At 68.7% G+C, this 22,727-nt stretch carries 27 protein-coding genes; 18 read left to right on the top strand and 9 right to left on the bottom strand.

What is annotated here, in order from left to right; genetic code table 11:
• Nucleotides 1-274: 274 nt before the first annotated feature.
• From ACPXCS_RS28305 to ACPXCS_RS28330, 6 genes are all read left to right on the top strand, one after another.
• Entirely contained in the window at nucleotides 275-808 is a 534-nt protein-coding gene (locus ACPXCS_RS28305; RefSeq protein WP_413093167.1) for a hypothetical protein, read from the top strand.
• Nucleotides 805-1,350 carry a hypothetical protein gene (locus ACPXCS_RS28310; RefSeq protein WP_425823754.1) on the top strand — a complete coding sequence of 182 codons (546 nt, stop codon included), beginning with the start codon at nucleotides 805-807 and terminating at the stop codon, nucleotides 1,348-1,350. Before ACPXCS_RS28305 ends, ACPXCS_RS28310 begins: the two co-directional genes overlap by 4 nt.
• Nucleotides 1,347-2,024: a hypothetical protein gene (locus tag ACPXCS_RS28315; RefSeq protein WP_425823752.1), complete on the top strand. Its 678-nt coding sequence runs from the start codon at nucleotides 1,347-1,349 to the stop codon at nucleotides 2,022-2,024. Before ACPXCS_RS28310 ends, ACPXCS_RS28315 begins: the two co-directional genes overlap by 4 nt.
• Entirely contained in the window at nucleotides 2,021-2,518 is a 498-nt protein-coding gene (locus ACPXCS_RS28320; RefSeq protein ID WP_332757082.1) for a hypothetical protein, read from the top strand. Before ACPXCS_RS28315 ends, ACPXCS_RS28320 begins: the two co-directional genes overlap by 4 nt.
• 241 nt (nucleotides 2,519-2,759) lie before the next feature.
• Nucleotides 2,760-3,614 (top strand): hypothetical protein, encoded by an 855-nt coding sequence (locus tag ACPXCS_RS28325; protein ID WP_425823750.1) that lies wholly within the window; start codon nucleotides 2,760-2,762, stop codon nucleotides 3,612-3,614.
• 125 nt (nucleotides 3,615-3,739) lie between these two features.
• On the top strand, nucleotides 3,740-4,171 hold the full coding sequence (locus ACPXCS_RS28330; RefSeq protein ID WP_376620643.1) for a hypothetical protein: 432 nt from the start codon (nucleotides 3,740-3,742) through the stop codon (nucleotides 4,169-4,171).
• A gap of 438 nt (nucleotides 4,172-4,609) precedes the next feature.
• Here ACPXCS_RS28330 and ACPXCS_RS28335 read toward each other — a convergent pair whose 3' ends face one another.
• The 3 genes from ACPXCS_RS28335 to ACPXCS_RS28345 all read right to left on the bottom strand — a co-directional run bounded on the left by ACPXCS_RS28335 (nucleotide 4,610) and on the right by ACPXCS_RS28345 (nucleotide 6,308).
• Nucleotides 4,610-5,407, bottom strand: coding sequence for a glycosyltransferase family 2 protein (locus tag ACPXCS_RS28335; RefSeq protein WP_425823748.1), 798 nt, complete (start codon nucleotides 5,405-5,407; stop codon nucleotides 4,610-4,612).
• Nucleotides 5,408-5,447: 40 nt separating this feature from the next.
• A complete protein-coding gene (locus tag ACPXCS_RS28340) occupies nucleotides 5,448-5,810 on the bottom strand; it encodes a hypothetical protein (protein ID WP_411098841.1) in 363 nt (120 codons plus the stop codon).
• A 153-nt stretch (nucleotides 5,811-5,963) separates the two neighbouring features.
• Nucleotides 5,964-6,308, bottom strand: a complete 345-nt coding sequence (locus tag ACPXCS_RS28345; protein WP_351866868.1) for an SH3 domain-containing protein — start codon at nucleotides 6,306-6,308, stop codon at nucleotides 5,964-5,966.
• A 375-nt stretch (nucleotides 6,309-6,683) separates the two neighbouring features.
• Here ACPXCS_RS28345 and ACPXCS_RS28350 point away from each other — a divergent pair, with 375 nt between their 5' ends.
• From ACPXCS_RS28350 to ACPXCS_RS28375, 6 genes are all read left to right on the top strand, one after another.
• Complete coding sequence (locus tag ACPXCS_RS28350; protein ID WP_425823746.1) at nucleotides 6,684-7,535, top strand: hypothetical protein; 852 nt, start codon at nucleotides 6,684-6,686, stop codon at nucleotides 7,533-7,535.
• Between the two features lie 116 nt (nucleotides 7,536-7,651).
• On the top strand, nucleotides 7,652-7,996 hold the full coding sequence (locus ACPXCS_RS28355) for a hypothetical protein (protein ID WP_332757089.1): 345 nt from the start codon (nucleotides 7,652-7,654) through the stop codon (nucleotides 7,994-7,996).
• A 531-nt stretch (nucleotides 7,997-8,527) separates the two neighbouring features.
• Nucleotides 8,528-9,787 carry an MFS transporter gene (locus ACPXCS_RS28360; protein WP_425823744.1) on the top strand — a complete coding sequence of 420 codons (1,260 nt, stop codon included), beginning with the start codon at nucleotides 8,528-8,530 and terminating at the stop codon, nucleotides 9,785-9,787.
• Between the two features lie 45 nt (nucleotides 9,788-9,832).
• The gene (gene trpA / locus ACPXCS_RS28365) at nucleotides 9,833-10,651 is read left to right on the top strand and encodes a tryptophan synthase subunit alpha (RefSeq protein ID WP_425823742.1); all 819 of its coding nucleotides are present in this window, start codon (nucleotides 9,833-9,835) and stop codon (nucleotides 10,649-10,651) included.
• 57 nt (nucleotides 10,652-10,708) lie between these two features.
• Nucleotides 10,709-11,998 carry an MFS transporter gene (locus ACPXCS_RS28370; RefSeq protein WP_425823740.1) on the top strand — a complete coding sequence of 430 codons (1,290 nt, stop codon included), beginning with the start codon at nucleotides 10,709-10,711 and terminating at the stop codon, nucleotides 11,996-11,998.
• Nucleotides 11,999-12,062: 64 nt separating this feature from the next.
• Entirely contained in the window at nucleotides 12,063-12,287 is a 225-nt protein-coding gene (locus ACPXCS_RS28375; RefSeq protein ID WP_351866884.1) for a hypothetical protein, read from the top strand.
• Between the two features lie 46 nt (nucleotides 12,288-12,333).
• On the opposite strand, the gene ACPXCS_RS28380 is transcribed toward ACPXCS_RS28375, so the two are convergent.
• Entirely contained in the window at nucleotides 12,334-12,792 is a 459-nt protein-coding gene (locus ACPXCS_RS28380; protein ID WP_425946728.1) for a hypothetical protein, read from the bottom strand.
• Nucleotides 12,793-13,029: 237 nt separating this feature from the next.
• On the opposite strand from ACPXCS_RS28380, the gene ACPXCS_RS28385 reads away from it, so the two are divergent.
• Together ACPXCS_RS28385 and ACPXCS_RS28390 are read left to right on the top strand one after the other, a co-directional pair.
• Nucleotides 13,030-13,470 carry an SsgA family sporulation/cell division regulator gene (locus ACPXCS_RS28385; protein ID WP_425823736.1) on the top strand — a complete coding sequence of 147 codons (441 nt, stop codon included), beginning with the start codon at nucleotides 13,030-13,032 and terminating at the stop codon, nucleotides 13,468-13,470.
• 723 nt (nucleotides 13,471-14,193) lie between these two features.
• Nucleotides 14,194-14,676 carry a hypothetical protein gene (locus tag ACPXCS_RS28390; protein ID WP_425823734.1) on the top strand — a complete coding sequence of 161 codons (483 nt, stop codon included), beginning with the start codon at nucleotides 14,194-14,196 and terminating at the stop codon, nucleotides 14,674-14,676.
• A 241-nt stretch (nucleotides 14,677-14,917) separates the two neighbouring features.
• On the opposite strand, the gene ACPXCS_RS28395 is transcribed toward ACPXCS_RS28390, so the two are convergent.
• From ACPXCS_RS28395 to ACPXCS_RS28405, 3 genes are read right to left on the bottom strand one after another with little or no spacing between them, the layout of a single operon-like run.
• Nucleotides 14,918-15,406: a gamma-glutamylcyclotransferase family protein gene (locus ACPXCS_RS28395; RefSeq protein WP_425823732.1), complete on the bottom strand. Its 489-nt coding sequence runs from the start codon at nucleotides 15,404-15,406 to the stop codon at nucleotides 14,918-14,920.
• 13 nt (nucleotides 15,407-15,419) lie between these two features.
• On the bottom strand, nucleotides 15,420-15,965 hold the full coding sequence (locus tag ACPXCS_RS28400; protein WP_425823731.1) for a GNAT family N-acetyltransferase: 546 nt from the start codon (nucleotides 15,963-15,965) through the stop codon (nucleotides 15,420-15,422).
• Nucleotides 15,966-15,988: 23 nt separating this feature from the next.
• Nucleotides 15,989-17,203 carry a hypothetical protein gene (locus tag ACPXCS_RS28405; protein WP_425946729.1) on the bottom strand — a complete coding sequence of 405 codons (1,215 nt, stop codon included), beginning with the start codon at nucleotides 17,201-17,203 and terminating at the stop codon, nucleotides 15,989-15,991.
• A gap of 335 nt (nucleotides 17,204-17,538) precedes the next feature.
• On the opposite strand from ACPXCS_RS28405, the gene ACPXCS_RS28410 reads away from it, so the two are divergent.
• Entirely contained in the window at nucleotides 17,539-18,120 is a 582-nt protein-coding gene (locus ACPXCS_RS28410) for a hypothetical protein (protein ID WP_425823729.1), read from the top strand.
• Nucleotides 18,121-18,188: 68 nt separating this feature from the next.
• Here the strand turns inward: ACPXCS_RS28410 and ACPXCS_RS28415 are convergent, their stop codons facing one another.
• Together ACPXCS_RS28415 and ACPXCS_RS28420 are read right to left on the bottom strand one after the other, a co-directional pair.
• Entirely contained in the window at nucleotides 18,189-18,677 is a 489-nt protein-coding gene (locus tag ACPXCS_RS28415) for a TrmO family methyltransferase domain-containing protein (protein ID WP_425823727.1), read from the bottom strand.
• 75 nt (nucleotides 18,678-18,752) lie between these two features.
• Nucleotides 18,753-20,138 carry a Tat pathway signal protein gene (locus ACPXCS_RS28420; protein ID WP_425823725.1) on the bottom strand — a complete coding sequence of 462 codons (1,386 nt, stop codon included), beginning with the start codon at nucleotides 20,136-20,138 and terminating at the stop codon, nucleotides 18,753-18,755.
• A gap of 210 nt (nucleotides 20,139-20,348) precedes the next feature.
• On the opposite strand from ACPXCS_RS28420, the gene ACPXCS_RS28425 reads away from it, so the two are divergent.
• From ACPXCS_RS28425 to ACPXCS_RS28435, 3 genes are all read left to right on the top strand, one after another.
• On the top strand, nucleotides 20,349-20,885 hold the full coding sequence (locus tag ACPXCS_RS28425) for an ATP-binding protein (protein ID WP_425823723.1): 537 nt from the start codon (nucleotides 20,349-20,351) through the stop codon (nucleotides 20,883-20,885).
• 83 nt (nucleotides 20,886-20,968) lie between these two features.
• Nucleotides 20,969-21,430 carry a DUF5999 family protein gene (locus ACPXCS_RS28430; RefSeq protein ID WP_425946775.1) on the top strand — a complete coding sequence of 154 codons (462 nt, stop codon included), beginning with the start codon at nucleotides 20,969-20,971 and terminating at the stop codon, nucleotides 21,428-21,430.
• Nucleotides 21,427-21,939, top strand: coding sequence for a DUF6302 family protein (locus ACPXCS_RS28435; protein WP_425823719.1), 513 nt, complete (start codon nucleotides 21,427-21,429; stop codon nucleotides 21,937-21,939). Before ACPXCS_RS28430 ends, ACPXCS_RS28435 begins: the two co-directional genes overlap by 4 nt.
• Nucleotides 21,940-22,727: the final 788 nt, after the last annotated feature.

A 22,727-nucleotide genomic window follows, 5' to 3' on the forward strand; every position in this document is an offset into this window, starting at 1 on the left:
ACGCATCACCAGGCACGACTCGTGCAACACCGGTCACCGCCCGGCGGTCTTGCCTCTGTGTCGGCGGCAGCCGGTACCGTGTAGCTGTACGCCACGGCATGCCGCGAACCGCCGTTTCCGCTGCCGCCCCGCGCCCACGCCGCACCGGGGCAGCGCCGCCGGACAAGGACTGCACCAGGGTCCCGCGCAGTACCACCCGAAGGATCCGTCTGTCCGGCTGCGCCCATTCACGCGACGTCCGGCGGGAAGCGTGGGGTCCCGCTGTGGAGCGACCGTGACCAAGACCGGCAGCGACTACCTCAAGCGCAAGGCCCGGGAGATCGCCCGTACGACCGGGCGCCGCTTCCCCGACGTCCTCGCCCAGCTGCGCCGCGAGCGTGACCACGCCTCGGCCGGCCGCCGACCGCGTACTCCCTCGACGGAACTCGTCCTGCGCTGCCGCGGCTTCGCACACCCCATCGACGGAGGACGCTGCGCCCAGCCCGCCGGCCACCCCGGCCACTGGACGTGGTGCGGGCCCGAGCCGCACTTCGCTGCCTACGTCTGGCAGGGCTACGTCGAGGCCCGGGACGCGGCCGAGCACGCCAAGCACGAAGCGTGGCTGGCGTCCCTCACCCCGCAGCAGCGCGCCGAGTACGAAGCCGAGAACGAAGCCGCCTACCACCAGGCCATGGCCGACGAGGCCGCCGAGCCCTACGACCCGGACGAGGACAGGCGCATCGAGTACGCGCTCGACGCGGCCGACGAGGAACGCTGGGCCGACGAAGCCGAGGCCGACGGTTTCGAGTACGACGAGGAGTACCGGTGAACTACTGGAAGATCGTGCAGGAACGCGCAGCCGAGTGCTGGGTGGCCCACACCCAGCCGGGTGCCTCGTCGCTGGCCGGCCTGCCGGCGATGGCGACCCACGCCGAACAGTTCGGCTTCTCCTACACCCTGCATGTCGCGCAGATGCTTCTGTCCGGCGTCGTCTTCAAGAGGTGCCCGGACCGACTCCGTACGGCCGCCGGTGTCCCGGACCTGAAGCGCCTGGTGCTCGATCGCGCCGATGCAGCCACCACGCTCACCGTGGCCGAAGACCTGCGGGCCGTGCGGGGCATGCGGCTCGACGAGGCTCTCGAGCACGTCGAGGACCTGGTGTCGGCCACCGCCCGCGCCCGGGTAGTCGTGCAGAGCGTGCTGGAGCAGGTCCCACGTGGCGCGGAGGGCCGGGCGCGGATGCTGGACATCCTCTTCGAGCTACGCGGCGACCCGACAGCCATCGCCGGGGTCCTGGCCCTCACCGGCAACGCCATGTCAGCGGTGATCGTCCCGCAGAGCCGTAACACCGCGGACGGAGAACCGACGTGACCACGACCGGTACGGCGCTCAAGTCCTACGGCCCCATGCAGTTCCCCGACCGCGCCGGCCTGCACCTGTGGCAGTTCGAACGCGCCCGGCGCCTCGGCCTGATCCCCGGCCCTGACGTCAACGGTAAGCGCTGGTCGCGCGCCGTGTTCGACGACGCCATCGCCCGCATCGACACCATCAAGCAGGCCACCGGAACACTCCCGGACGTCGGCGCCGCCCGGGCCGAACGACACCTCGCCGACCGCTTCTCGATCACCGTCCATTCCGGCACGGCCGCCGAGCTCGCCCGCCGGGGCCACCTTCCCGTCAGGGGGGAATACCATGCCCGCCCGCTCTACTGCGGCCTCGCTCTGGAAACCTTCCGCGACCGCCGTACGGTCCAACGCGCCTCGGCCGCGGGCCGCCTACACCTGCGCGACGCGGCGGCGAAGACCCTCGGCGTGAGGGAGAGCGACTTCGACCACCTCCTTCGGGCCGGCTTGCTCACCCATTCCGAGATCGTCGAGGGACGGCACCACACTCTGGTTCGCCTCTACCGTCAGGCCGACCTGGACCGGCTCCTCCGGAGCCGCCGCATCGACTGGCGGGCTGTCCACGCGACCCCCAAGGGCCATCGATCCCCGCTCGCTGCCCTCCCCACTAAGAAGCGCACCGATGGGGCGACGGGCGGATGAACACGCAGCTCGACGACCTCTTGCAGAAGCTCTCGCTGCTGGACCGGCTGGAGTTGGTGCGCCGGGTGCGGGTGGGCTCCCTGACACTGCACGTCGGCGACCGGGTGAGGGCCAGCCACCGCCTTCGGGGCTCATACCCGGACGAGGACCTGGAGGCTGAAGAGGGGTGGGGCGCGGAGCCCGCGGACTACTGCCTCACCCATGACGTGCCGGCCGGGGCGCTCGGCCGCGTGACGCTGGTCCGGCAGTACGTCACCCCGTTCCCGTACTGCATTCGCTTCGACAACGACGTCGAGTTGGGCCTAGCCGAGGGCGATGTCTTCCGCGTCCCCGAGCAGCCCTCGGAACGACAGCGGGAACAAGACGAGGCGCTTTGGCACGTCCCAGCCGACGGGGCGTTCACCACATACTGCTGCCGCTGGATCGACCGGCTCAGCCGGATGTGCCCGCAGTTCAAGGGCCACCCAGGTCCGTGCGGGCTGCCACCGCAGTGACGGTATCGTCCCGGCCCCAGCCACCACGCCGCACGAGCATCAGCGAGCGCGCAGAGCGTTTCCGAGTCGGTGCCACCACCCTGTCGGCCGTGCACCGGCGCACGGCCGACGCCTGCTGCACTCGCTAGAGCACCCCATGCCCCCCTCCAGGACGACCGTGTTCACGGCCGGGGAGGGTGTCCGCTTTACCCGGCACAGTGCTCCCTGCATCGGCTTCAGCGGCAGACCCCCGGAGAGCATCATGAACCACACTTCCGAGACCGGCCTTGAGAAGGCGACCGAGCCGAAGACGGGCGTCATCACCGGCGTCGTCGTCGATGACCCGGGCACACCCTGTACTCCGGAGTACGCACGGACTCTGACGGAACGCGCCCTGCATCTGGCCGACGAGCTGGACGGCACGATGACGGAGATCGTCCGTGTGAAGGCATGGGAGCCCTTGGGCTACCGAGACCCGCGCGAGTACGTACTCAAGGAGTTCACCAACTCCTCCCGAGCGCACCGCTACCGACTGGCGCGCTTCGCCGCCTTCGCCCACCAGCTGACCGAACGGCTCGGTGACGACGCCTTGGAGCTGCAGCTGACCGAGCGCGCCCTGCGCCAGGTCGCTCCGAGCCGTGACGCCGAAGTGATCAATGCTCTGGAGAGCCGCCTGGCCGATGCCGATAGTTCGGAGGACATGGACGAGGCGGTGAACGAGACGCTCCGTGCGCACTCTCGAAACGCGCCACCGGAGGAGGACATGTGGGCCGGCGAGGACGAACCCCAGGCCCGGCAGGGCGGTGCGGCCCCCGCCTCGCGGCGCGACGACAGCGAGGGCTGGGGCGCTGATACCGACTTCGACTCTGACGGCTTCGATGACGAGCCACAGGAGCCTGTCCAGCCTGCCGTCGCGCCCCCGAGCAAGGCCGCTCTGGCGGAAGCTGACCGCTACGAGGAGTTCTTGCGCGCGATGCGTGTGATCGCCGCGACGGGCGGCGAGCTCCCCGGCATCCTCGACAACGCCGATGAGCCTGAGGAGAAGGAGCTGATGGAGCTGGCGCAGAAGGTGGGCGGGGTCGCCGCAGCTACGGAGGAAGCACTCAGCGCCCTGTGACCGAGGGCGAGCACCAGACGCTGCGGGCGGTGGAAGGCGCCGAGGCGGTTCTCGCGAGAGATTCGCTTCTGCCAGGTACAGCCCGAAGCTGTGGCCCTCATCCCGCCTCAGCCTCGGAGGACCTCGTGTTCACGGCCCGCCACGCTCGCCCCCGCCGCATCACGGCTCAGCAGTTCACCCACGCTCTGGCGTCGAGCGACGTCGTGCGGGAGATTCAGGCGGCCACGGGCCTGGTGCACCGCTACGAGGCATACGGCCTGAGCCGAAGCAGCGCCGGTTGGGTCGCGGAGGACCACCTGCGCCGGGCGCTGTTGCGGTTCCAGCAGTTGGTGGACGCTTACGTTGCCGGAGCGCGAACGTGGGCGGGCCGAGCGTGGCGACGGCGCCAGACGCGCGACGTGCTGGAGAGCATGCGTGAGGCGCTGTGGTTCACCATGCGGATGCAGGAGCCGATTGAGCTGTTCTGGCCGCCCGCCCTCTTCTACCGCAACGTCAGGACCACCGTGCTCGATCAGGCCATGCTGCTGCTCGATGAAGCGGAGCTCACAGCCGCATGATGGCACCTACGGCAAGGCCGAACCGGCGAGATCCGAACCAGAAGAGGGACTGTGCTTCAAGACCGAGCTCGACTCGGCGCTCATGGGATCACTCAACCGGTGCCAGCTCCTCTCTACCAGGCTGACTACCTGAAGCTGCTCGGCGCCGGCATCCTCATCGACCGCCGCGGTCTCGCCCTGGGCGCCGCGGAGTGCGGCTGGGCGTGCGGTGGTCTCACCGACGGCTTCACGTGTCCGCTGAGCCTGAGCTGCCCTCTGTGCCACGCCCGGCCGTCCCAGCGATGCCGCCGACCGAGCGGACATGATGCAGACCCACACGTCGGCCGGCTTCATGAGGCTGGAGCGATCGACCGGCAGCGCGAGGAACGTAGTGACCCAACGCTGCCAGCCCCTTGGCCTGCGGAATGATTCAGCAGGCACCGCCGCCCGGGCTTGCAGTCAGACCAGTGACTTCGCCTCGTTCAGGCCGTCTGGCGAGTGCAGCGCCCGGTAGAGAGCACGTTCGGCGCGACCTTGGTTCCAGGCGTGCGTACGCGCGTCGAACTCCGCCTGATCGCGGTAACCCGCGTCGGCTGTCCACTGGTCATCATGGTCGCGCCGGTGGTAGACAACTGCGGGCAGCAGTTCCCCGGCACTGCGGCCCGTGACCCCCATGACGTAGGTGTAGTCCTCACCCTTGTGCAACCCGCCATGGCCTACGGCCCGAGCGAGCTGGGTGTCGGTGAGGAGCATGCAGTGCCCCAACGGGGGCTTGCTACCAGTGGCCGTCGGCCAGTACGTCCAGACGTCTCCGGGCTCGTGCCTTCCGACCGGGGTCGGGCACATCCTCGTCTCCAGGCTTCCGTCGACCCGCCAGTCGGCGGACCAGCCAGCGACCCACCGGAGCCCACTGTCCATGGCACGGTCGTACCGCACAGCGAGCGAACGCTCGGGCAGCCGATCGTCATCGTCGGCGAAGGCGACGAAGCGTGCGGACACGTAGTTCAGCGCCGTATTCCGAGCCGGCGCGGGACCCGGATCGGGCCGGGCGCAGACCCGCACTCGATGGTCCTTAGCGATCAGCTCGGGGATACGCTCCGGATCCGCGCGGGGGCCATTCGGCGCGATGATCCATTCCCACGTCACCTCTGTCTGCCAGCGGAGACTCTCATAGAGCTCCTCCAGGTAGGCGAGACGGCGGTTGCTCAGGCCGGTCGGGGTGATGACGGCGACAGCCGGTTCGTCGGTGTAGGGCATGTGCAACTCCGATGTGGTGCAGGTCGGGTGGTAAGAGGGGCTATGCGACGCGGCCGGCCGTCGGCTGCTGCTGTCCGGGGCGCTCCGCCCAACTGCCAATCAGTGCCGAAGGTCGCAGCGCGATCAGACGTGCGGAGCGGGGCAACTGCTCGGCGTACGCCGCCAGCGCTGATTCGTCGTCGAGCGGGTCGGGTGCGAGTTGGGCGAGGGCGACCAGCAGCTGTACCGACTCGTCCTCGTCTTGGTCCAAACCGGACCAGCGCAGGACCAGGAGGTCATCGCGTTCTGTGGCCCGCTGGGGGCGGGCCCAGGGCGCCGCCTGCTTCCATCCGCTGCTGTCCAATACGACAACGGGGAAGATCACACCGAGGCCGTAGTGGGCGGCCAAGGGTGGTCGGTTCACGGAATGTGTCTCCTTCCGAGGCTCCGCAGGGAGGGGAGGACTCAGGTGGCGTTTCAGGAATCGGTGGAACTTGGCCGTGTTGGGCTGGGTGGGCCCTGACGCGAGAGCGACAGGGCCCACCCATGGCGTGAGGGCCCAAGCCCTGTGGTGCGGTTAGTCCAGTTGCATTGGCACCGAGATGTAGTAGGCGCTGATCCATCCGGTCTTGCCCGAGTTGGCGCCGCTGCGGACCTTGATGTGGGCCCAGGTGCCGCTCTTTGCGTAGCAGGCCACCGTGATCTTGGTGTCGGTGCGCAGCAGGCCCAGGGACGTGTAGCTGGTGCTCGGGCCGTTGCGGAGGTGGACGGTGGTTGAGGTCCAGGCGGTGTAGTCGGCCACGTTCTTGGTGCATGCGGTGGAGCCGACTGCGGATGCGGGAGCGGCGAGGGCGGTGGCTCCACCGAGCATGAGGGCTGTGACCGCGGTGGCGGTCGCGGCCCGGCGGGTCAGAGGTCGCATGGATTACTTCCTTCGTTGTCGAGAGACGGCGTTCGGCTGGCGGTGCGAGACATCCTCGGCGGTGCGCGAGCCTCTGGAGGGCGTCGAAGAGGCACCGGTGGGACCTGTGCCGGCACTGCGAGCCCCGCTGGGTGGGTCGGAAGCTGTGAACTACTCATGTCCTGAACGTATGAAGCAGAGCGGACAGGCTCTTCTGCGGCCGGAGTGCTGTGCCGAGGCGCTGACGACGGGGGCCCAACAGGACAGTGGCGCGTGGTCGAGGCCGCCGGCAATGCGCTTCGAGGGAGGTGTCCGCTTCCGTTCCTACTGTGCGTCTCGTTGGAGATCGTCGATCCGCGGCGGCCTGCCAACGTGCGATGAAGGGCAGCGAGACGCATGAGTAAGAGGAGTACGACGCCGCGCCGGCGCATGATGCGGGTGGCCTCGGCCGCCGTCATGGCAGTCGGCGTGCTGGGCGTCGCCACCACCGGTGCCTCGGCCGCAGAGGTGAGCGCCACGGCGCAGGTGAAGGCCGATGCGGCCGGGGACGAAGGGGCCAAGGCCGACGCGAAGACGGTCGTGACGCCCGCAGACGACCCGACCGACCCGGGAACCGACCCGGGCACGGACCCGGGAACCGATCCCGGCACCGATCCCGGCACCGATCCCGGCACCGATCCCGGCACCGATCCCGGCACCGATCCCGGCACCGATCCCGGTACGGACCCGGGCACCGACCCGGGCACCGATCCCGGTACGGACCCGGGCACCGACCCCAAGCCGGACCCGAAGCCGGACCCGAAGCCCGACCCCAAGCCCGACCCCAAGCCCGACCCGAAGCCGGACCCGAAGCCCGACCCCAAGCCGGACCCGAAGCCGGACCCGAAGCCCGACCCCAAGCCGGACCCGAAGCCGGACCCGAAGCCGGACCCGAGCGTCGACCCCACCCCGGACCCGACCTCAAACCCTGGGGGTGGCGACGAGTCGACGCCGGGGTCCGGGTCGGGCAAGCCGGCGGGTGAGGCAGCTGGCAACGGCAAGTCCGAAGCGAGCAGGGTGTCCGACACCACCCAGAACGTGGCGGACAGCAAGCCGAGCGGATCGCTCGCCCATACCGGAGCGGACGGCAACACCCAGCTCGGCCTGGCGGCAGGTGGGTTGCTCGCGGCCGGCGTTGCCGCCCTCGGAGTCGCCGGCATCAACAAGCGCCGCGCCGCTCGAGGCGCCGGCAAGCCCGACGCCGCGTAACACCACGTCGCAACCGATCAGGCGGGGGTGAGAACACCCCTTACCCCCGCCTGCTCAGGCGTGTCGCATTTATGGCTTTTGTTCAGGAAGCGCCAGCGATCGAAGGAGCAGCACTCATGAAGTCCATCCGCCGTTTCACCACCGTCGCCCTGTCCGCGGCCCTCATGGCCGGCGGGGCGGCCGCCCTGGCACCGGCAGCGTCAGCGGCCACCGCCTCCAGCTGCACCTACAACCTGGCGGACCACAACGCCCAGGTCGACGGGAACGGAATCAACTACCGATCGGGCCCGGGGACGTCGTACGCCTCCAAGGGATTCCTCTACGACGGCGACGACCTGCGCATCTACTGCGGCAAGGGTGACTGGTACTACGGCAAGTTGATCTACCGGTCCAAGAGCGGCATGGCCGCGAACACCTACGGCTGGATACGCAAGGACATGCTCCTCAGCCTCGCCGGCTAGCCGAACCTGCCAGGCGGTGCGAGCTGTCACCGCTGGGCCCTCCGTATACGCGATGCCCGCAACGCGGGCTCCCTGCGCACGTACAGGCGGTGCCCTGGCCCCAGTGCCGGGGCACCGCCCACCCCTCCAGACCGCTGATGCCCTCTGCGGCCCACTTGGTCATGCCACGAAGAGGAGACGCAGTGTCACCCGCTCAGCCAGCGCACCGATCCCAACAGGTCCCGGGCGCACGCACCACCCTTCCCGGGCGAGCCCGTCGGCAGCCGCTGTCACCTCGACCGGTTTGGCAAGACGTCTTCCTCGAACCCCGGTACGACCCGGCGATTCAGCAGGAGATCGACGCCGACCTCGAGCTGGAACAAGAGATCGCACCTCCACGAAGACGAAGCGGTCGGGGCTGAGCATCGCGGCGCTCGAACTTGTCCGTCGGGTTCCAGAGACGGCCGACAGGTCCGGGCTCAATCCGGGCCCCCCGCCCCTCTCCCACCAGCACAACCGGGCGTTCGCCCCTCAAGTATCCGGAGCACCTGCATGACCACCGCCCCCACCGTCATCACCCCGCCCGTCAGCCCAGCGATGCGAGCGGCGCGATCCGTCGTCTGGACCTTGCTTGCCTCCTCTCTGCTCATCAAGGCCGCCGGCTTCGCATGGGACTTCCTGGGCTACTACGTCGCTGACGGGCTCGGATACGGCACCACGGCCGCAGGCGCAGCACTGACCGCATTCGGACTCGGCTGGTGCGCTGGCCTCGCTTCAGCCGGGGCCCTCACAGACCGGCTGGGACAACGGGTCGGCCTCTCGCTCGTCATGGCGCTGTCCTCCCTCGCCTGCTTCGCCCTCGCGTTCGCCGAGTCGTTTCCCGCCCTGCTCCTGGTCTCGTTCTTCCTCGGCATGACGATGGAGATCCACCGGCCGGCGGTCAGCGCGCAGATCAACGCCACCATCGACAGTGAAGCCGGCCGCACCCGTGCGCAGTCCTGGCTGTACTGGGCTTCCAACGTCGGCATAGCCATCTGCGCGGCAGCCGGCGGATACCTGGCCCATCACTACGGCTACAAAGCCCTTTTCGTCGTCAATGGACTCGCGTGCCTGGGATTTGCGGCCGTGGCCTACCGAGTCCTGACACCAAGGACCGCGACTGACAGCGCCGACGTCCCGGCCGTCACCTACCGCCAGGTCTTCGCCGACCCCTCACTGCGCTGGATCGCCGTTGCGGCAGTCTGCGGCATGACCTGCGCCTGGGGACTGGTCTCTGTCCTGCCGCTACTCATGACCGACGACGGACTCCCGCCCACCAGCTACGGCCTGGCGATGCTCGCCAACACGATCACGGTCCTGGCGCTCACTCCACCCCTCACCCGGCTGCTCGTCGGCTCCGGGGACACCCCCAGATATCCGCTCGTCCCCATCCTCGCCTGCGGCTGCGCCATTCTCGGGCTTGGCATCAGCCTCGCCGCTCTGCAGCACACCACCCTCGGGTACGCCGCCGCGGCCGCGCTCCTGGTCCCCGGTGAGATCGCCTTCTCCGTCGCGCTCGGCGCCTACATCTCGACCCACGCCCCCCGCAACGCCACCGGCCGCTACCAGGCAGTCCTCAGCGGAGCAACCGCCGTCGCCTCTCTTCCGCCGCTCGGCATAGCCCTGGCGCTGAACACCGGTGGCCGCCCCCTGGTCGCGGCCCTCCTGGTCGGCAGCGCACTCGTCGCCGTCGCCGCGTGCCGCCCCCTGGCCAGGGCCCTCCGAGACGCGCAGCAGGAACAAACACATCCGCTTCCCACCCCCGCCCCGTAGCCCGGGCCTCCCGGCCCCGGCCGATCACTCCCCCAAGGACCTTCCGTGCACGACATCACCCCCGCTGCGGCCCGTCTCACCGCCAGGCTGGCCCAGCCCGTACCCGTATTCGGTGCCTACCTGCCGGCCGGATTCCCGGCCCCCGGCCTGGACATCGAGACCCTGCAGATGCTCTCCGTGGCCGGAGCGGACGTTCTCGAAATCGGCCTGCCCCACCCGCATGCCCCCCTCGACGGACCGGCCATCACCGCGGCGAACCAGCGCTCCCTCGAACACGGGACACAGACCCAGGACGTCTTCACCACGGTCCGGCGCACAGCCGAAACCACCCAAGCCTCCGTGCTGGTGATGACGTACTGGGAGCCCGTGCGCGCGCACAATCCGCGTCGATTCGCGTGTGAACTCGCCGACGCCGGCGCCGCAGGAGCGTTGATCCCGGACCTCCCCGCGGCTGCAGCTGCCGAGTGGGCCGTAGCCGCCCGGGCGGCAGGACTCCACAACCTGCAGTTCACCCCCCGACAGGCCACCGACACCGAACTCGGCCAGGTCACCGCACCTGCGAGCGGCTGGCTGTACGCCCCAGCCGTTACGGGCCGCACCGGCTACCAGGGACACCTCGACATAGCCGCCCTGAAGGCCTTCACCCGCAGGCTGAAGCGACTGTCCGACGTCCCCATCGTCACCGGGGTCGGCATCTCCAGCCCCGAGCTTGCCGAGCAGGTCGCCCCTCACGTCGCCGGCGTCGTAGTCGGATCCCCCATCGTCCGCTGTCTCCTTCGGCGCCCCGACAGCACCGGCGCAGCAGCTGCCGCCGATACCGCCGCCCTGTTCGCGGACTCCATCCGCACCCCCGCGCTGACCTGACCGAGCAGGCCTCGGCGCGACCACCCCCGCACAAGGAACCTGACCCCTGGAGCAGCCGTGCCTTCTGCCGTCGTTTCGCCGCAGGCCACCACCACAACACCAGCCGAGAACCGCCGATGGCCCCCGATCATCTGGGCAGCCCTGATCGGAACCTTCGCCATCCGTGCCCTCGGCTTCGCCTACCCCTTCCTGCCGTACCACGCCGACAGCCTCGGCTTCTCCGCACAGACGACCGGCTGGGTCGTGGCAAGTTTCGGCGCAGGCTGGCTCATAGGACAGGTGGGCGGCGGCTGGCTGTCCGACCGCATCGGACCGCGCGCAACACTTGCCTACGCCATGGCCACAGCCGCGGTCATCCTGCCGATCCTGGCGGAAGTGCGCTCCCCAACGGGGATCATCACCGCCGCCCTCCTCACCGGCGTGGTCTACGACGCCGCCCGGCCGGTGATCACCACACTCATCGACGACACCTTCCCCACCAAGGCGCAGCAGGTACTGGTGAATGGCTGGCGACACTTCGCCGTCAACATCGGTGCCGCCCTCACCGGATCACTGGGCGGCTATCTTGCCGCCACAGCAGGACTTCCGACACTGTTCTGGGTCAACGCGCTCGCCTGCGCGATGTTCGGAGTGGCCGCCGTACTCCTACTCCCTCCGTACACCCGCCGCACCGGCCCCGAGGCAACCAAGACGGGGTACACCCACGCGGTGCGCGACGCCCGTCTGTGGCTGCTCTCCCTCGCCAGCCTCTGCGCACTCATCTGCGCCGGCAGCGTCTTCACGGCCCTTCCGATGATGATGAGCTACGACAACTTGGACGCCACCGCATACGGCTGGACGCAGGTAGCGAACGCGGCCGCCGTACTGATCCTGTCCCCGTTCATGACCCCATGGCTCAGCAGACGCGCTGCGCACGGAGGGCCCATGACCGGTCTGCTGGCCACCAGCGCCCTCCTCCTGGGCGCCGGCATGGGCCTGGCCGGTCTGGCGGATTCCACCGCCGGCTATTGCCTTGCCGCAGCCGCCGCCGTCCCAGGCGAGATCATCCTGTTCATCGCAGCCGGCGACCTCGTCTCCCGCCTTGCCCCGCCTGGAGCACACGGACGGTACGCCGGCCTGTGGGGCAGCAACCTCGCCCTGGCGGTCATCGCCGCGCCTCTCCTTGCCGCCTGGTCCCTCAGCCACGGCGGAGGAGTGACTGCGACATGGACCATCTGCGGCGCTGGAGCACTCGGGGCTGTCCTGTGCTGGCCCCTGCACTCCAGCATCCGCACGGCCGACGCACTCACTACCCCGGGACCCCGCTCAACGAACGATGAAGCGGAGCGCTCCGCGGAAACAGCGTGACTGTCGGTACCGCCAGATACGTTGCCCATCACCACCTTTCCCTACCAGCACCTCAGGACAACCATTGAGTGACCCCACCGTCTTCACCTGGTGCTTCTCCCACGGTCGACTGCACCACTTCGACGGCGAGCCGTGGTGCACTGCCACCTGGGCTCTCCTTCCAGGCGCAACAGAGGAAGAGGCACTGGCCGCCAAGACGGAGCAGTACGGCGAGGCGACGTTTCTCGACCAGCTGCCCGATGAACAGCAACTCGCTCTCATTCGAGGAAGCAGCGACCGCACTGCCTGACAGCACACCCGTGGGCTGGAGAGGACGGCGCCTCGTCACGTTGGGTTCAGAACGTCACCAGCAGCCCGAGCACCATGACCGCCACGATGACGCCGACGACGATGATGCGCGTACTCGAATCGGCCGACCGCCACCAGTGGTCCGCGGTCGGCCAGCCAGAGGCGGCCACTGCCTTGGAACCGATCCGCCTCGTCAGGGGCTTCCGGTCAGCGTCGTCGGGCTCCAGATAGTCAAGATCGCCGTCGCCGTTCTCCTGGATCTGTGCAGCAAGCGCGCCAAGAAGCTCGTCCAGTCGCTCCGGGCCCAGCTCGAGATGCAACTCGGCCCTGTCGTTCCCCAGCACCAGGATGGGGAAGGGATGGTTCTCGTCCGCACTGGTCACCACACTCCAGTCGGCGTAGTCAGCGTGCACCTGATCTTCGGTCTCTGCAGACGCGGCCTCCGCGGTCTCGGCCGGCGAAGGGATGTAGTCGGCGGGCAATGTCGTGACCTCCTTGCGGGCCACCGCGGTGGTGGCCCCGCCGCATGCTCACCGGTCAACCGGACACGGCCTGTTAGCGGCGGTGATCACGGACGTGAGCTCCGGGTGGTTGTCCGCCTCGCCTCGTAGGTTGCGTGCTCAGTCCCCGAAGGGACCAACGTCGACACCTGCTCATGGATGGCAAGAGATTCGCGACGGGACCACGCTGCAACGGCCTCAGCCAGAAACTCCTGCCATTCACTACCGAGGAGATCAGTTTCGATGAGCACTGATGTGCAGGAGCCGGTCAGCACCGCCTTTGCGATGAGGCTCCACATGCCGCAGCCGCACCCCTGCTTCGTCATCACAGCGTTTCTGCACTACACGCTGGAAGACCCATACGCCGTACGGATCGTCTTCCGCATGAGCATGGGAGACGAGCCTGTCGTCTGGCACGTGAACCGCGACCTCATCCGAGACGGTCTGGTCCGGCAGGTGGGAGAAGGGGATGTACAAATCGGTCCTGATCCGCGCAACGCAGACGACGTCGTCTTCCGCCTCCGTGTGGCCGACGCCAGCGCGCTTCTGACGGCCCCCCGGCCGCCGATCGAAGACTTCCTCCGCCGTACGACCGAAGTGGTTCCGTACGGCAGGGAGAGCTCTGTGCCCAGTGTGCGAGTGGCGCTGGACGCCGAGCTGGGTCGGATCCTCACTACCTCGTAGCCCTGCAACAGATCCCGCTGCCTTACGCCGACGCCGTCGCGTTGCTTGCAACTTGGGACGCCATGGCCCTGACCGACGTCAGGGCCATGGCCATTTCCGGGCCGACTGGTCGTGCCGCAGGAGACCCTGACGCGCATGTTTCCGCAAGTCCCTGGTCCCGCCGTGCCTGGGCCTGTCAGGCTCGCGGCATGTCCGTACGCGTCTTCCGTCACGTCCACCAAGAGCGCAGCCACCGGACCCTCGGAGGCACCGTCGAACCGCCCGCGACCGAGACCGTCCGATGGGACGCCATGCTCGAAGCGGTCGCCATCAGCCGCGGGCTACCCATGCACAGAGGGAAGGAGCTTTACGAAGCCTGGCTCGCAGATGTGCAGCCGGCTGAATGCCCGTGCACGCTGTGCGGCGTTGTCCGCCAAGCCCTCGAGACCGAGAGGGCCCGGGAGACCGCAGGCGCCTACCGGAGTGAGAACGGCTTCTGGATCTTCCCGAGCGGGCTCCCTGAGGGAGAGACGCTGACCGGGAGTTACCAGATCGCTGAGGGGGTCTGGGTGGACTCCGACGAGCCACGTTCGACCCCCGGAAACGACCCACGGAACCGCAGCTCCACACCCCAGCCTCAAAGTGAGTCCTAGGCCACGGTCGTAGCGTTCAATCGTGGACGATAGCCCTTCCCTTCACTCGCCATGATTAGACCTTCACCCGCGACCAGGAGGGGGTCCCGCTGTGCCGGTCCTGCGCCAGATCACCACGTGCACCGAGCCGTCGACCGTCGTCATCGAACGGCGCACCCGCGCACGCGACCGGTCTGTGGACTACCGGCTGGAGGTCTGCCGACGCCACCGATGGCTCGCGGACAACTGGACCGGACGGCGCAGCACTGAAGGAGCCGGCGGGCGATGCGGGACCGTCACCGACCACCGCCCCTACGCCCAGATCGTGCAGTCTCATGCCGCAGCGTGGCTGGTGCCGTTGACCGCGAACGGCCCCGAGGACCACAGCGGCGACCTCGCGGCCGCGCTCCGCGCGGGTTACGAGTTGCTGACCGTGAGCCGGGAACCGACCGGCGTGGCGATTGCACTGGAGCATGCGGCGCGCATCGCCGAGGCGATCGCCATCGGCGCCCTGCCTCTGGTCGAGGGACGCGCTCAAGTCCTGGCGGCACTTGGCGCGGCAGAGACCCTCGACGCCGGAGCACGAGGCGCCTGACCTGCTGCCGCAACTCGGCCGCCGTCCCGGGAGCGCGGAGATCCGTAGCGGTCCGGGGCAGCGCAGGAGTAGAACGGATCTGCCCGCCATAGGGGCTGTCGGTTGTGCTGAACGAGGAGTACGAATGGCCCCTCCCGCTGGTCTGGGCAGGGGGAGGGGCCCTAGAGATGCTTGCACGGCAGATCAATACACGAGGTCGCGACAACCGTCTGCCGCCGAGCCCTCCGTGCACCGTCGCGGGCTACTCGCCTTTCGGCTGTCCGGCAGCCAGTCCAGGGGCGAGTCGCGCACATCGTGCGGCGTAGGCCGCTAGATGCTGGGTTTCGAACTCGGTAGCATCCCAGTTCTCCGCCCGCACGTCGCCACCTGGCCAGACATAGGCCCAACCGCATCCACCGTCGGACAGCGGAACCTCTTGCAGCTCGTATCGAGTGTCCTCGAATGCGTCGAGGATGCGCCACTCCTTGTCGCTCAGGTCGGTCAAAAGCACCCCGGAGGCGAGGCTGGCGGGCGGTCCGACGACAAGGCCCGGGTAGACGCGGCCCTCGAGCGCGGCAGCACGGTAGCCGGGCGCGAAGGCCGGAGACTGTTCCGGGACGCGCCCTAGCAAGGCCCGGAGGACGGCGTCGAACTGGAGCGTGCCGTAGCAGAACAGCACGTCGGGGCGTTGCGAGAGACGGTCCTGGCGAAGAGCGGTTTCCAGGGACGGGGTGGCTATGGCTTGCGTCATGTGCTTTCCGGTCTTAGTGGGAGGTCAGGTACATCGCGTCGTAGACGGGTGATTCCGGGGCGTGCTTGATCTGGCCCAGGACCGTGTACCCCCAACGCAGATAGGCATCGTGGGCGGGCTGGTTATCCACGATGCAGGTCAGGGCTGTGACGTTCTCCTCCCGGCCGGAGATGACCGTGTCGTGGATCTGTCGTCCGAGACCGCAATTCTGTAGAGCGGGCAGCACCATTAGCTCCCGCAGCCAGAAGATGTCGCGGGAGGAGGCGAGTTCTTGCAACGCGGCCGGCCGCCGGGTGCCGAGGGACGTCCACCAAGGCTTGTCGTGGGGCAGGGTGGCGCCGTGGACGTATCCGACGATTCGACCGTCCAGCCGAGCTGTCACGGTCTCGAAGCCTTCCGTGTCGAATGCCGCCTCGAGTCGATTCCGGAACGAGTCGACGGAAAAGAAGGGGTCGCCGACGTAGGGCGGCCTGTCGTACACCGTGGCGTAGACGTCGACCAGCTCGGTGAGCATCGCCTTCGCTGACTGCGCATCGTGCCGCTGGAACTCCGGGTCCACCGTCTGTACTCTCCTTTGCTTGCTCACGCGACGTGAGTTCGGATCTGTTCGAGTAGGTCCCCCACGCCGCGGGCGCGTCGATGGGGAATCAAGCCGTCATGAACGATCGTCAACTGCGCGGTCGTCCGTGTAGACGACATCCCGCTTTCGACGAGCTGGAGTGCCTGCGTCCCGGCGGCCAGGCCGTGGTCGATGTCGCCGTTCTGCACGGCCGCGACCGAGAGCCGGCCGAGGCACATTCCGCGATTCCTGGAGTGGGCGACGTCCTGAAGCGCCTCAGACCGTGCGAGGAGCTCTTGAGCTCGGGCCACCTGACCGAGGTCAAGCCTGCACATGCCCTCCAGACACGTCAGCTCGGCGAGGTTGAGGAAGTGTGCCCAGTCCGGGTCCAGCTCGTGGTCTCCGCGCTCCCACTCCTGCCAGGCGCGCTTGATGGCAGCCTCGGCGTTGAAGACGTCGCCGATGCGTGCGTGACCTTGGGCCTCTCGGATGGCCAGCAGTGCGGTGACGCGGCTCGGTGCGTTCCAGAGTTCGGCATGCCGCTGTCCCAGTTTGGCGAAGCGCACGGCTTCGCGTCCCTTGTTCAGGTCGACGGCCTGGCGGGCCATATTGCTCAGGGTGCGGCTGGCCAGCACGTCGTCGCTGGTGTAGTTGGCCGCGTTGAGCGCCTCGGAGAAGTACTGACGGGCCTGGGTCTGCAGTCCTGCGTCGTAGCAGAACCATCCGAGCGACGTCGTCAGCTTCCCCGCGAGCGCGTGCAGCCGCTGGCCCAGAGCGTCGTCGTAGATACCCCTGTCGATCATGTGGTGCGTCCAGAGCAGATGAGCCCGGGTCGGTCGCCACAGTCGATTCGCGCCGAATTGCTGGTCGATCGCGTAGTTGTCGTCGGCGGCGCCGGACAGCAGCTCGACTTCCTCCGGGGAGATTCGCCACTCGCCGCTGTGGTTGGTACCGGTAGTCGTCTCGGCCAGCCATGGGGGCGGCGCCTCATCGGTAAGAGGGCTGGAGCTGCCGGCGACCAGAAGGGGACCGGGTGATGCCTGGCTCACCAAAGGCACCGGTGTGAGAGCCACAGGGCCCGCATCCTCATCCGTTGGGGGGCGGAATCCCAGTTCCTCGACAGGGCACTTCCAGTAGGCGGCCAGTACCGCCCGGCTGTCAGGATGCGGCCAGGGAGGAGGGTCGGAGTTCTCCCACTTGGAGTACTGGCGGATCGTGAACGTGGGCGTCCTGCTCAAGCGCCCTTCTGCACGAAGGCGTCGGGCAAGGTCTGAGAGTTCTCGTACGACCTCCTCTTGCGTACGGTTCGCGCGAGTGCGTAACCGCTTAAGTTCACGCATGGCCACCTCCTCACTGTCTGGATGGCCTCACGGTAGCGACTTCGGCAGCCTCCCGTGAGGGTTCGTCATCTAACGCCCCAGGTCAGAGGGAAAGGGCAGGCGAAAGGGCGGCTAAAGGGCATGCAGGAGGCGGGCAGAGTTCCGGGGAAAAGACCTGTTCACCGCTCCAGCCCTTCGCTGCACTAGGTCACGTTGCAGACACCCTGTGTTTCGTTGTGATGCTGGGAGGGCTCATGGAGGTCGGTGAGATCGCCGAGAGCACGGCTCTGTCCGTGTGGTTCTCCATGGCTACGCCGTGCCCGGACACGTCGGCCAGCAAATGGCAGGAGAACCCTCACCTTCCCCGGCGACTCACGTGTGGCGTCACCTTCGACGTCGTCCTGGCAGATCGGCTGCTGATCGAAGCTGCCTACCGGCTCCTCGCTCAGTACGAGCAGCCCCTCGGGCCCGCTGTGAAGTTCACCAGCCTCAGATCCGCCGCTGTGCTGGTGCCGAGCGGCACGGTTGAGAGCTGGAGCAGTCTGATGGCCGCCTCCCAGTGGCCCGGCGGGTTCCCGCGGCCGGCCTGCCTCGGCAAAGGCCACGCCATCCTCGTACCCGCGCCCGCTGCCCGGTTGGCGACCGGAGTCGCGCAGTGGCTCGTTCGGCCCGATGACGAGCAGGTGATTGGCGGGGCGCCACTGCTGACAAGCCCTTCGCCATTGGCCCGGTGCCTTGCCGAGGTTCTCACCCTCCACGCACCCGCGGAGCGAACGCCACTGCGCCGTGCCGTGGCAGTGGTCAAGTCCGCCCTGCCGTCCTCCAGGAGGCCGTGATGGTGACGGCATCAGCACAGACGCCGTGTGCGGCTGTAGCGGGGCGGGTACCTGGGGAACAGAACGGCTCAGGGGCGATCGCCAGCGTTCTTCCAGTAGTTCTGAAGCATGTCGGCGGGCCATGGCGGCTGGTGCACCGTTCCACGGGGCAGCATCTCCTGGAAGACCGGCGCCAGGTCGACAACGGGAGTGCCGGCGTCCGCGTCCAGGTCCGTGACGTGGAGGTCCCGTCCCTCGACTCGCAGCAGCCGCGGGTAGGAGATTCCGATCCGGGCCGGCCGCCTGTGGTTGCGGTGGACGAGGCCACCGGTGGGCGGCCAGTCCGGATTTCCGCGGGGACTCCGCGGTTCGAGCTCGATGTCGCTGTCCGATCCCAGGCTGAAGTGCCAGACCACTTCCAGGTGGCTGAACTCCTCGATGCCCTGCAGTGCGCTTTCCGGGATGCTCGGCACGAGACGGATGACCGACTCGACTCCGCCCTTGTAGTCATCAAGGCGACCGGTCTGGCCCCCTACGACCGTGGCGATCACCGGCACCTGGATGTACTGGTCGAACACGCTTCCCCTTTCCTGGGCCTTCTCCTCCGGCGCCGACGCAGGCGCGTTCCGCTCCGGGCTTCCTTACCGTACGGGTCACCTGTCTGCGAGGACGGCACGTGCTCGCCCGTCGAGGTCGGCGGCAGGGCCGCCGCCTCGACGAAGGACGGGGCCGAGCGCGCGGCGCATCTGGACCACGGTTTCTCGGGCTCGCCCGGACTGAACGCCGGTCATCGTGTCGAGTGCCTGATGCCACGTGGCGCAGGCCGCGTCGAGTTGGCCCTGTCGGACCTGAACCTCGCCGAGGTATCCGAGGGTGACGGAGTGGGTCCGCTTGAACGGCGTCTTGCGGGTGCGGACGCTCCGTTTGAACTGCTCCTCGGCACCCTTCAGGTTGCCCATATCCCGCAGCGCAGCGGCGGTTTCATGCGCGAGGCTCGCCTCGGCGAAGAACCACACCCGGCCAGGCTCGTCACCGTCGTCGCGGGCACGGGCGAGATCGGACTCTGCACGGTTGAGCGCTTCGGCGGCCTGCTTCTTGTAGCCGGCGGCGGCCAGTCCGCGGGCGTGGACGACGCCGAGAAGGGCCTTCTCCCGCCAGCAGGCTTCAGAGTAGCGGCGGCTGGAGAGAGATCCCTCGGCCAGGCGTACTGCTTCCTGAGGCTGATGCAGGTCCACGGCCTGGTGGGCCATGGCCCTCAGCACATGCCCGGCCAGCGGCGCGTCGCCAGCCTCCTCGGCCAACTGGGTTGCGAGAGTCAGCCACCGCAGCGCGATCGGGTGTTCCCCGGCATCGAAGCTTGTCCAGCCCGCGAGGTAGGCGAGCTCGGCAGCGGCCGACGTCATGTCCCGGCGCAGAGCATCGGACGGGAAGCGTCCGCCCAGAAGTTCGGCGACGTCGGTGCGCAGGTAGGCGACCAGAGCGGCGCGCCCCACGCCGCGGCCGCCGCGCTGCTGGTCTCGCTCGGACAGGAAAGCCGTCATCTCGCGCACGCTGTTGACGTCCTGGGCCGTGACCGTGTGCTTCGACAGGGGCTTGCGGGCTCGGGCGCGTTCGGTGGCTTCCTGCCACCAGCTTTCGGTGGGCAGGGCCAGGCCGGCGACGGAGTAGGCCGACTGTGCCAGCACCTGGCGCCGTTCAATGTCCATGTCCGTACTCCCGAGGGTCGCCAGGGTCGCGAGGGTGTCGACGCTCCACGTTGGCGTCTGCGGGGCGGCGGCATCGTCCGTTGCCAGCCCGAGGTCGGTCAGCGTGATGGTGCGGCCGAGGCCACGGGAGAGCGTCTCGGCCAAGATATGCGCTGCACGGCCTTCGGGTGTGGCGCCGCCGATCCAGCGGGCGATGCGGGAGTGGTCGTAGCGCAGGAGCTCGGTCGCGCCGTTCTCTGCGGCGACAGCCCGGAAGCGAGCGGCCAGTTGCCGCTGCGACAGGCCCCATTCCTGGACGACGGCTTCCAGTCGAGTGTTGCGTGTGCGCCCCATACGTGTGCGCCCCTGTTCCCGAAACGATCTTGCACCACGTGCACCACATCGGCGCCCCAGCCGGGATTCCCGTCGGCCCTCGCACGCGGTTGTCTCGTGAAGACGATATTCCTCCAACCCTCTTGCTGCGCAACGGAATCGGCCACGTCAGGCCCACGAACTCGGATCGTGACCGGAATTGGCTCCATCAGGGGCCGGGAAGGGCAGCGGATGAACCTGCAGTACCCGATGGCCGGCCTACGGGGGGCGCGCACTGTTTCGCTGGTGCGGGGCGGTCGAAGAGCGATCGCCTCTCCGTCCGAAGACGGCGGTACTCCTGTCTGCCGTGCGCGTGATTTCCAGATGGTGGCAGAAGTTCCTGCCCAGGCGGAGGCTGTCGCCCGCGCGCGCCGTCAGCTCGGCATTCTGCTGCAGAGGTCCGGGCTCTCCGAGTGCGTCGACACGGTGACGCTCGTGGCCCAGGAGCTGATGGTGAACGCCATGGTGCACGGGTGCGGAAACCGGGCTGGGCTGCAGTTCTCGGTGCGAGCCATACACGGGCACGGGCGTCTGCGGGTGGAGGTGGAGGACCCATCGATCGAGCAGCCTCATCCGCGGCCACCGGCCGCAGACGAGGAAGGCGGCCGAGGTCTGCATCTGGTCGATGCTCTGGTCACGCGCTGGGGAACGGAGGGCTCCGTGACGGGCAAGACCGGCAAGACCGTGTGGTTCGAGCTGGATCTGCCTGGAGAGGAGGCGGCGTCGTGAGTCTTGTCCGTCTCCGCTCCGCCTTGCGTCCGGCGTCCGCCTCCGTTGCTTCCCGGTCCGCAGTCTCGGCCGCGCAGGAAACGGTGGCGATGGTGCTGGCGGACGGCGCCCCGATTCCCGAGACCAACCAGGACATCCACGACCTGATGCTCCGGCTTCGCGGTCATCTCATGCAGTTGGGGGCGCTGGCGCCCGACCGGTCATGTGCCGTGGCCGAGGCGATGGCCGTGGCCCGGGAGCGTGGGGCCGAGGTGCCGGAGGACTGCGCCCGGGCTCTGATGCCGTTGGCGAAGTTCGCGGCGGCAGTGCGCACGGTGCTCTGGACGCTTCGAGCCGAAGGAGCGCTGTGCGAGCACTCGTCCCCGTGCCCGCCGGCCAGTGCCACCGACCGTCTGTCGGCCAGAGTCCACACCGGGTGCCCCGAGGCCGGCTGGAGCGTGCTGTGTAACGGGGTGATCCTTTTCGAGGACACCGGGTACCTCCTGCCGTCCGGCGACATCGTCGGCCCGCGCAGGGTACTGCCCCGTGAGGCGGTAGCGGCATGACCACCTCACCCGCAGGCGTTGTACCGCCGCTGGGAGTACGACTTCTTCCCCCGACAGCCGCGTGCGACTACGAGTCCTGGGCGGCAAGGCTCGTCACCCTTGGCCTCCTGCGTGACGCGGTTGCCGTGGCGCTGCACCGCCTTCCGCTGCTGGCCGTTCCGGTCGGCGCGGACCGCCGTGGCGGCTCCATGGACATGCTCGACCCGGTCTTCGCCCAGGCGTTCGCGGACGCTTTGCGGGGACGTCCCGGATTCGACCGGCTCACCGTCTCCGGCCAACTCGTGCGATGGGGCGATCCGATGCCGGACGACCTCGCCCCGGACGCTCGCCGCCGGTTCCAGGGCCTGCGCGAGGAGCCCAGACACTGGGTCATCACACTGCCCCCCGCCGGACACGGGGGGCGCGACTTGGATGCGAGGAGCTGGCCCCCCGCACCCGAGTCGCAGCACGGATGGCAGCCCACTCCTCCCCCGGCTGCCGTCCGTGCCGGCGCCGCGCACGCCCCCTGACACCCCGCGGCGCCCCTTCCGTTCTGGTGCCGCGCCGGCCACCCCCGCTACGGCGCGGCACCAGAACACCTCTCACTCGCCGGAGACCACTCCCATGACCTTACGCAGTGACCACGCGTGGCGTATCGCTCTCGGTGCGCAGCCCCCCGAGCACCTTCCGTCGGACCTCGGCTCGGTAGGAGTCGGTATGGCGCTCGGCCTGCCCGCGATCGACGCTCTGGTTGCGGGCGGCGCGGATGTCGGCCCGGTGAAGTACTGCCTCACCCATCACAGACTCCTCGTACCCGTGGAGGCCAGCGCGGTCCACCGATGGAAGGCCGCGCACTCCGACTGTGCCCCCGCCGCCGGGGCCTGGCGGTGCGACATGGGTGGCTACCTCGGCTGTACGGGCCTATGGGTGACCCGCCCCGACGCCCCTTTGAACCGGGTCACCCCGGCCGACGCGTTGCATGAGGCACTCAGCCTCACCTGGGCCCGCCTGCGCGCACCCCGCAGCGCACCCCACCCGCGTCACCGGGAGATGCGCCATGCGTAAACCTCTGCCAGTGAGCAGACACTGATGGGCCTGGCGTCCCAGCCGCGGTCACCTCCGGGTCCTCACCTTCACCCTCGCGGTGATCACCATCATCTGCGCCGGATCCGTGCCGAGGCAGTGGTGACCGTCGACGGATGGATCATCACCGCTCTGATCGTGTCGGCCATGGCCGGCCTGGTGTTTTTCGGCCCCAGAAGAACTGCCCGGCGCACGCAGACGGGGAGCACCCCCGAGCCGGCCACGTCAGACGATT

The sequence above is a fragment of the Streptomyces sp. DT190 genome (genome assembly GCF_049846985.1).
In the GTDB taxonomy this organism is placed as follows: domain Bacteria; phylum Actinomycetota; class Actinomycetes; order Streptomycetales; family Streptomycetaceae; genus Streptomyces.

What these genes read in the sequence shown, in the direction of transcription:
- ACPXCS_RS28325 (WP_425823750.1), top strand. Translation starts at nt 2,760, where the DNA reads ATGAACCACACTTCCGAGACCGGCCTTGAGAAGGCGACCGAGCCGAAG.
- ACPXCS_RS28320 (WP_332757082.1), top strand. Translation starts at nt 2,021, where the DNA reads ATGAACACGCAGCTCGACGACCTCTTGCAGAAGCTCTCGCTGCTGGAC.
- ACPXCS_RS28345 (WP_351866868.1), bottom strand. Translation starts at nt 6,308, where the DNA reads ATGCGACCTCTGACCCGCCGGGCCGCGACCGCCACCGCGGTCACAGCC.
- ACPXCS_RS28395 (WP_425823732.1), bottom strand. Translation starts at nt 15,406, where the DNA reads ATGACGCAAGCCATAGCCACCCCGTCCCTGGAAACCGCTCTTCGCCAG.
- ACPXCS_RS28425 (WP_425823723.1), top strand. Translation starts at nt 20,349, where the DNA reads ATGAACCTGCAGTACCCGATGGCCGGCCTACGGGGGGCGCGCACTGTT.
- ACPXCS_RS28350 (WP_425823746.1), top strand. Translation starts at nt 6,684, where the DNA reads ATGAGTAAGAGGAGTACGACGCCGCGCCGGCGCATGATGCGGGTGGCC.
- ACPXCS_RS28410 (WP_425823729.1), top strand. Translation starts at nt 17,539, where the DNA reads ATGGAGGTCGGTGAGATCGCCGAGAGCACGGCTCTGTCCGTGTGGTTC.
- ACPXCS_RS28360 (WP_425823744.1), top strand. Translation starts at nt 8,528, where the DNA reads ATGACCACCGCCCCCACCGTCATCACCCCGCCCGTCAGCCCAGCGATG.
- ACPXCS_RS28355 (WP_332757089.1), top strand. Translation starts at nt 7,652, where the DNA reads ATGAAGTCCATCCGCCGTTTCACCACCGTCGCCCTGTCCGCGGCCCTC.
- ACPXCS_RS28435 (WP_425823719.1), top strand. Translation starts at nt 21,427, where the DNA reads ATGACCACCTCACCCGCAGGCGTTGTACCGCCGCTGGGAGTACGACTT.
- ACPXCS_RS28335 (WP_425823748.1), bottom strand. Translation starts at nt 5,407, where the DNA reads ATGCCCTACACCGACGAACCGGCTGTCGCCGTCATCACCCCGACCGGC.
- ACPXCS_RS28420 (WP_425823725.1), bottom strand. Translation starts at nt 20,138, where the DNA reads ATGGGGCGCACACGCAACACTCGACTGGAAGCCGTCGTCCAGGAATGG.
- ACPXCS_RS28385 (WP_425823736.1), top strand. Translation starts at nt 13,030, where the DNA reads ATGAGCACTGATGTGCAGGAGCCGGTCAGCACCGCCTTTGCGATGAGG.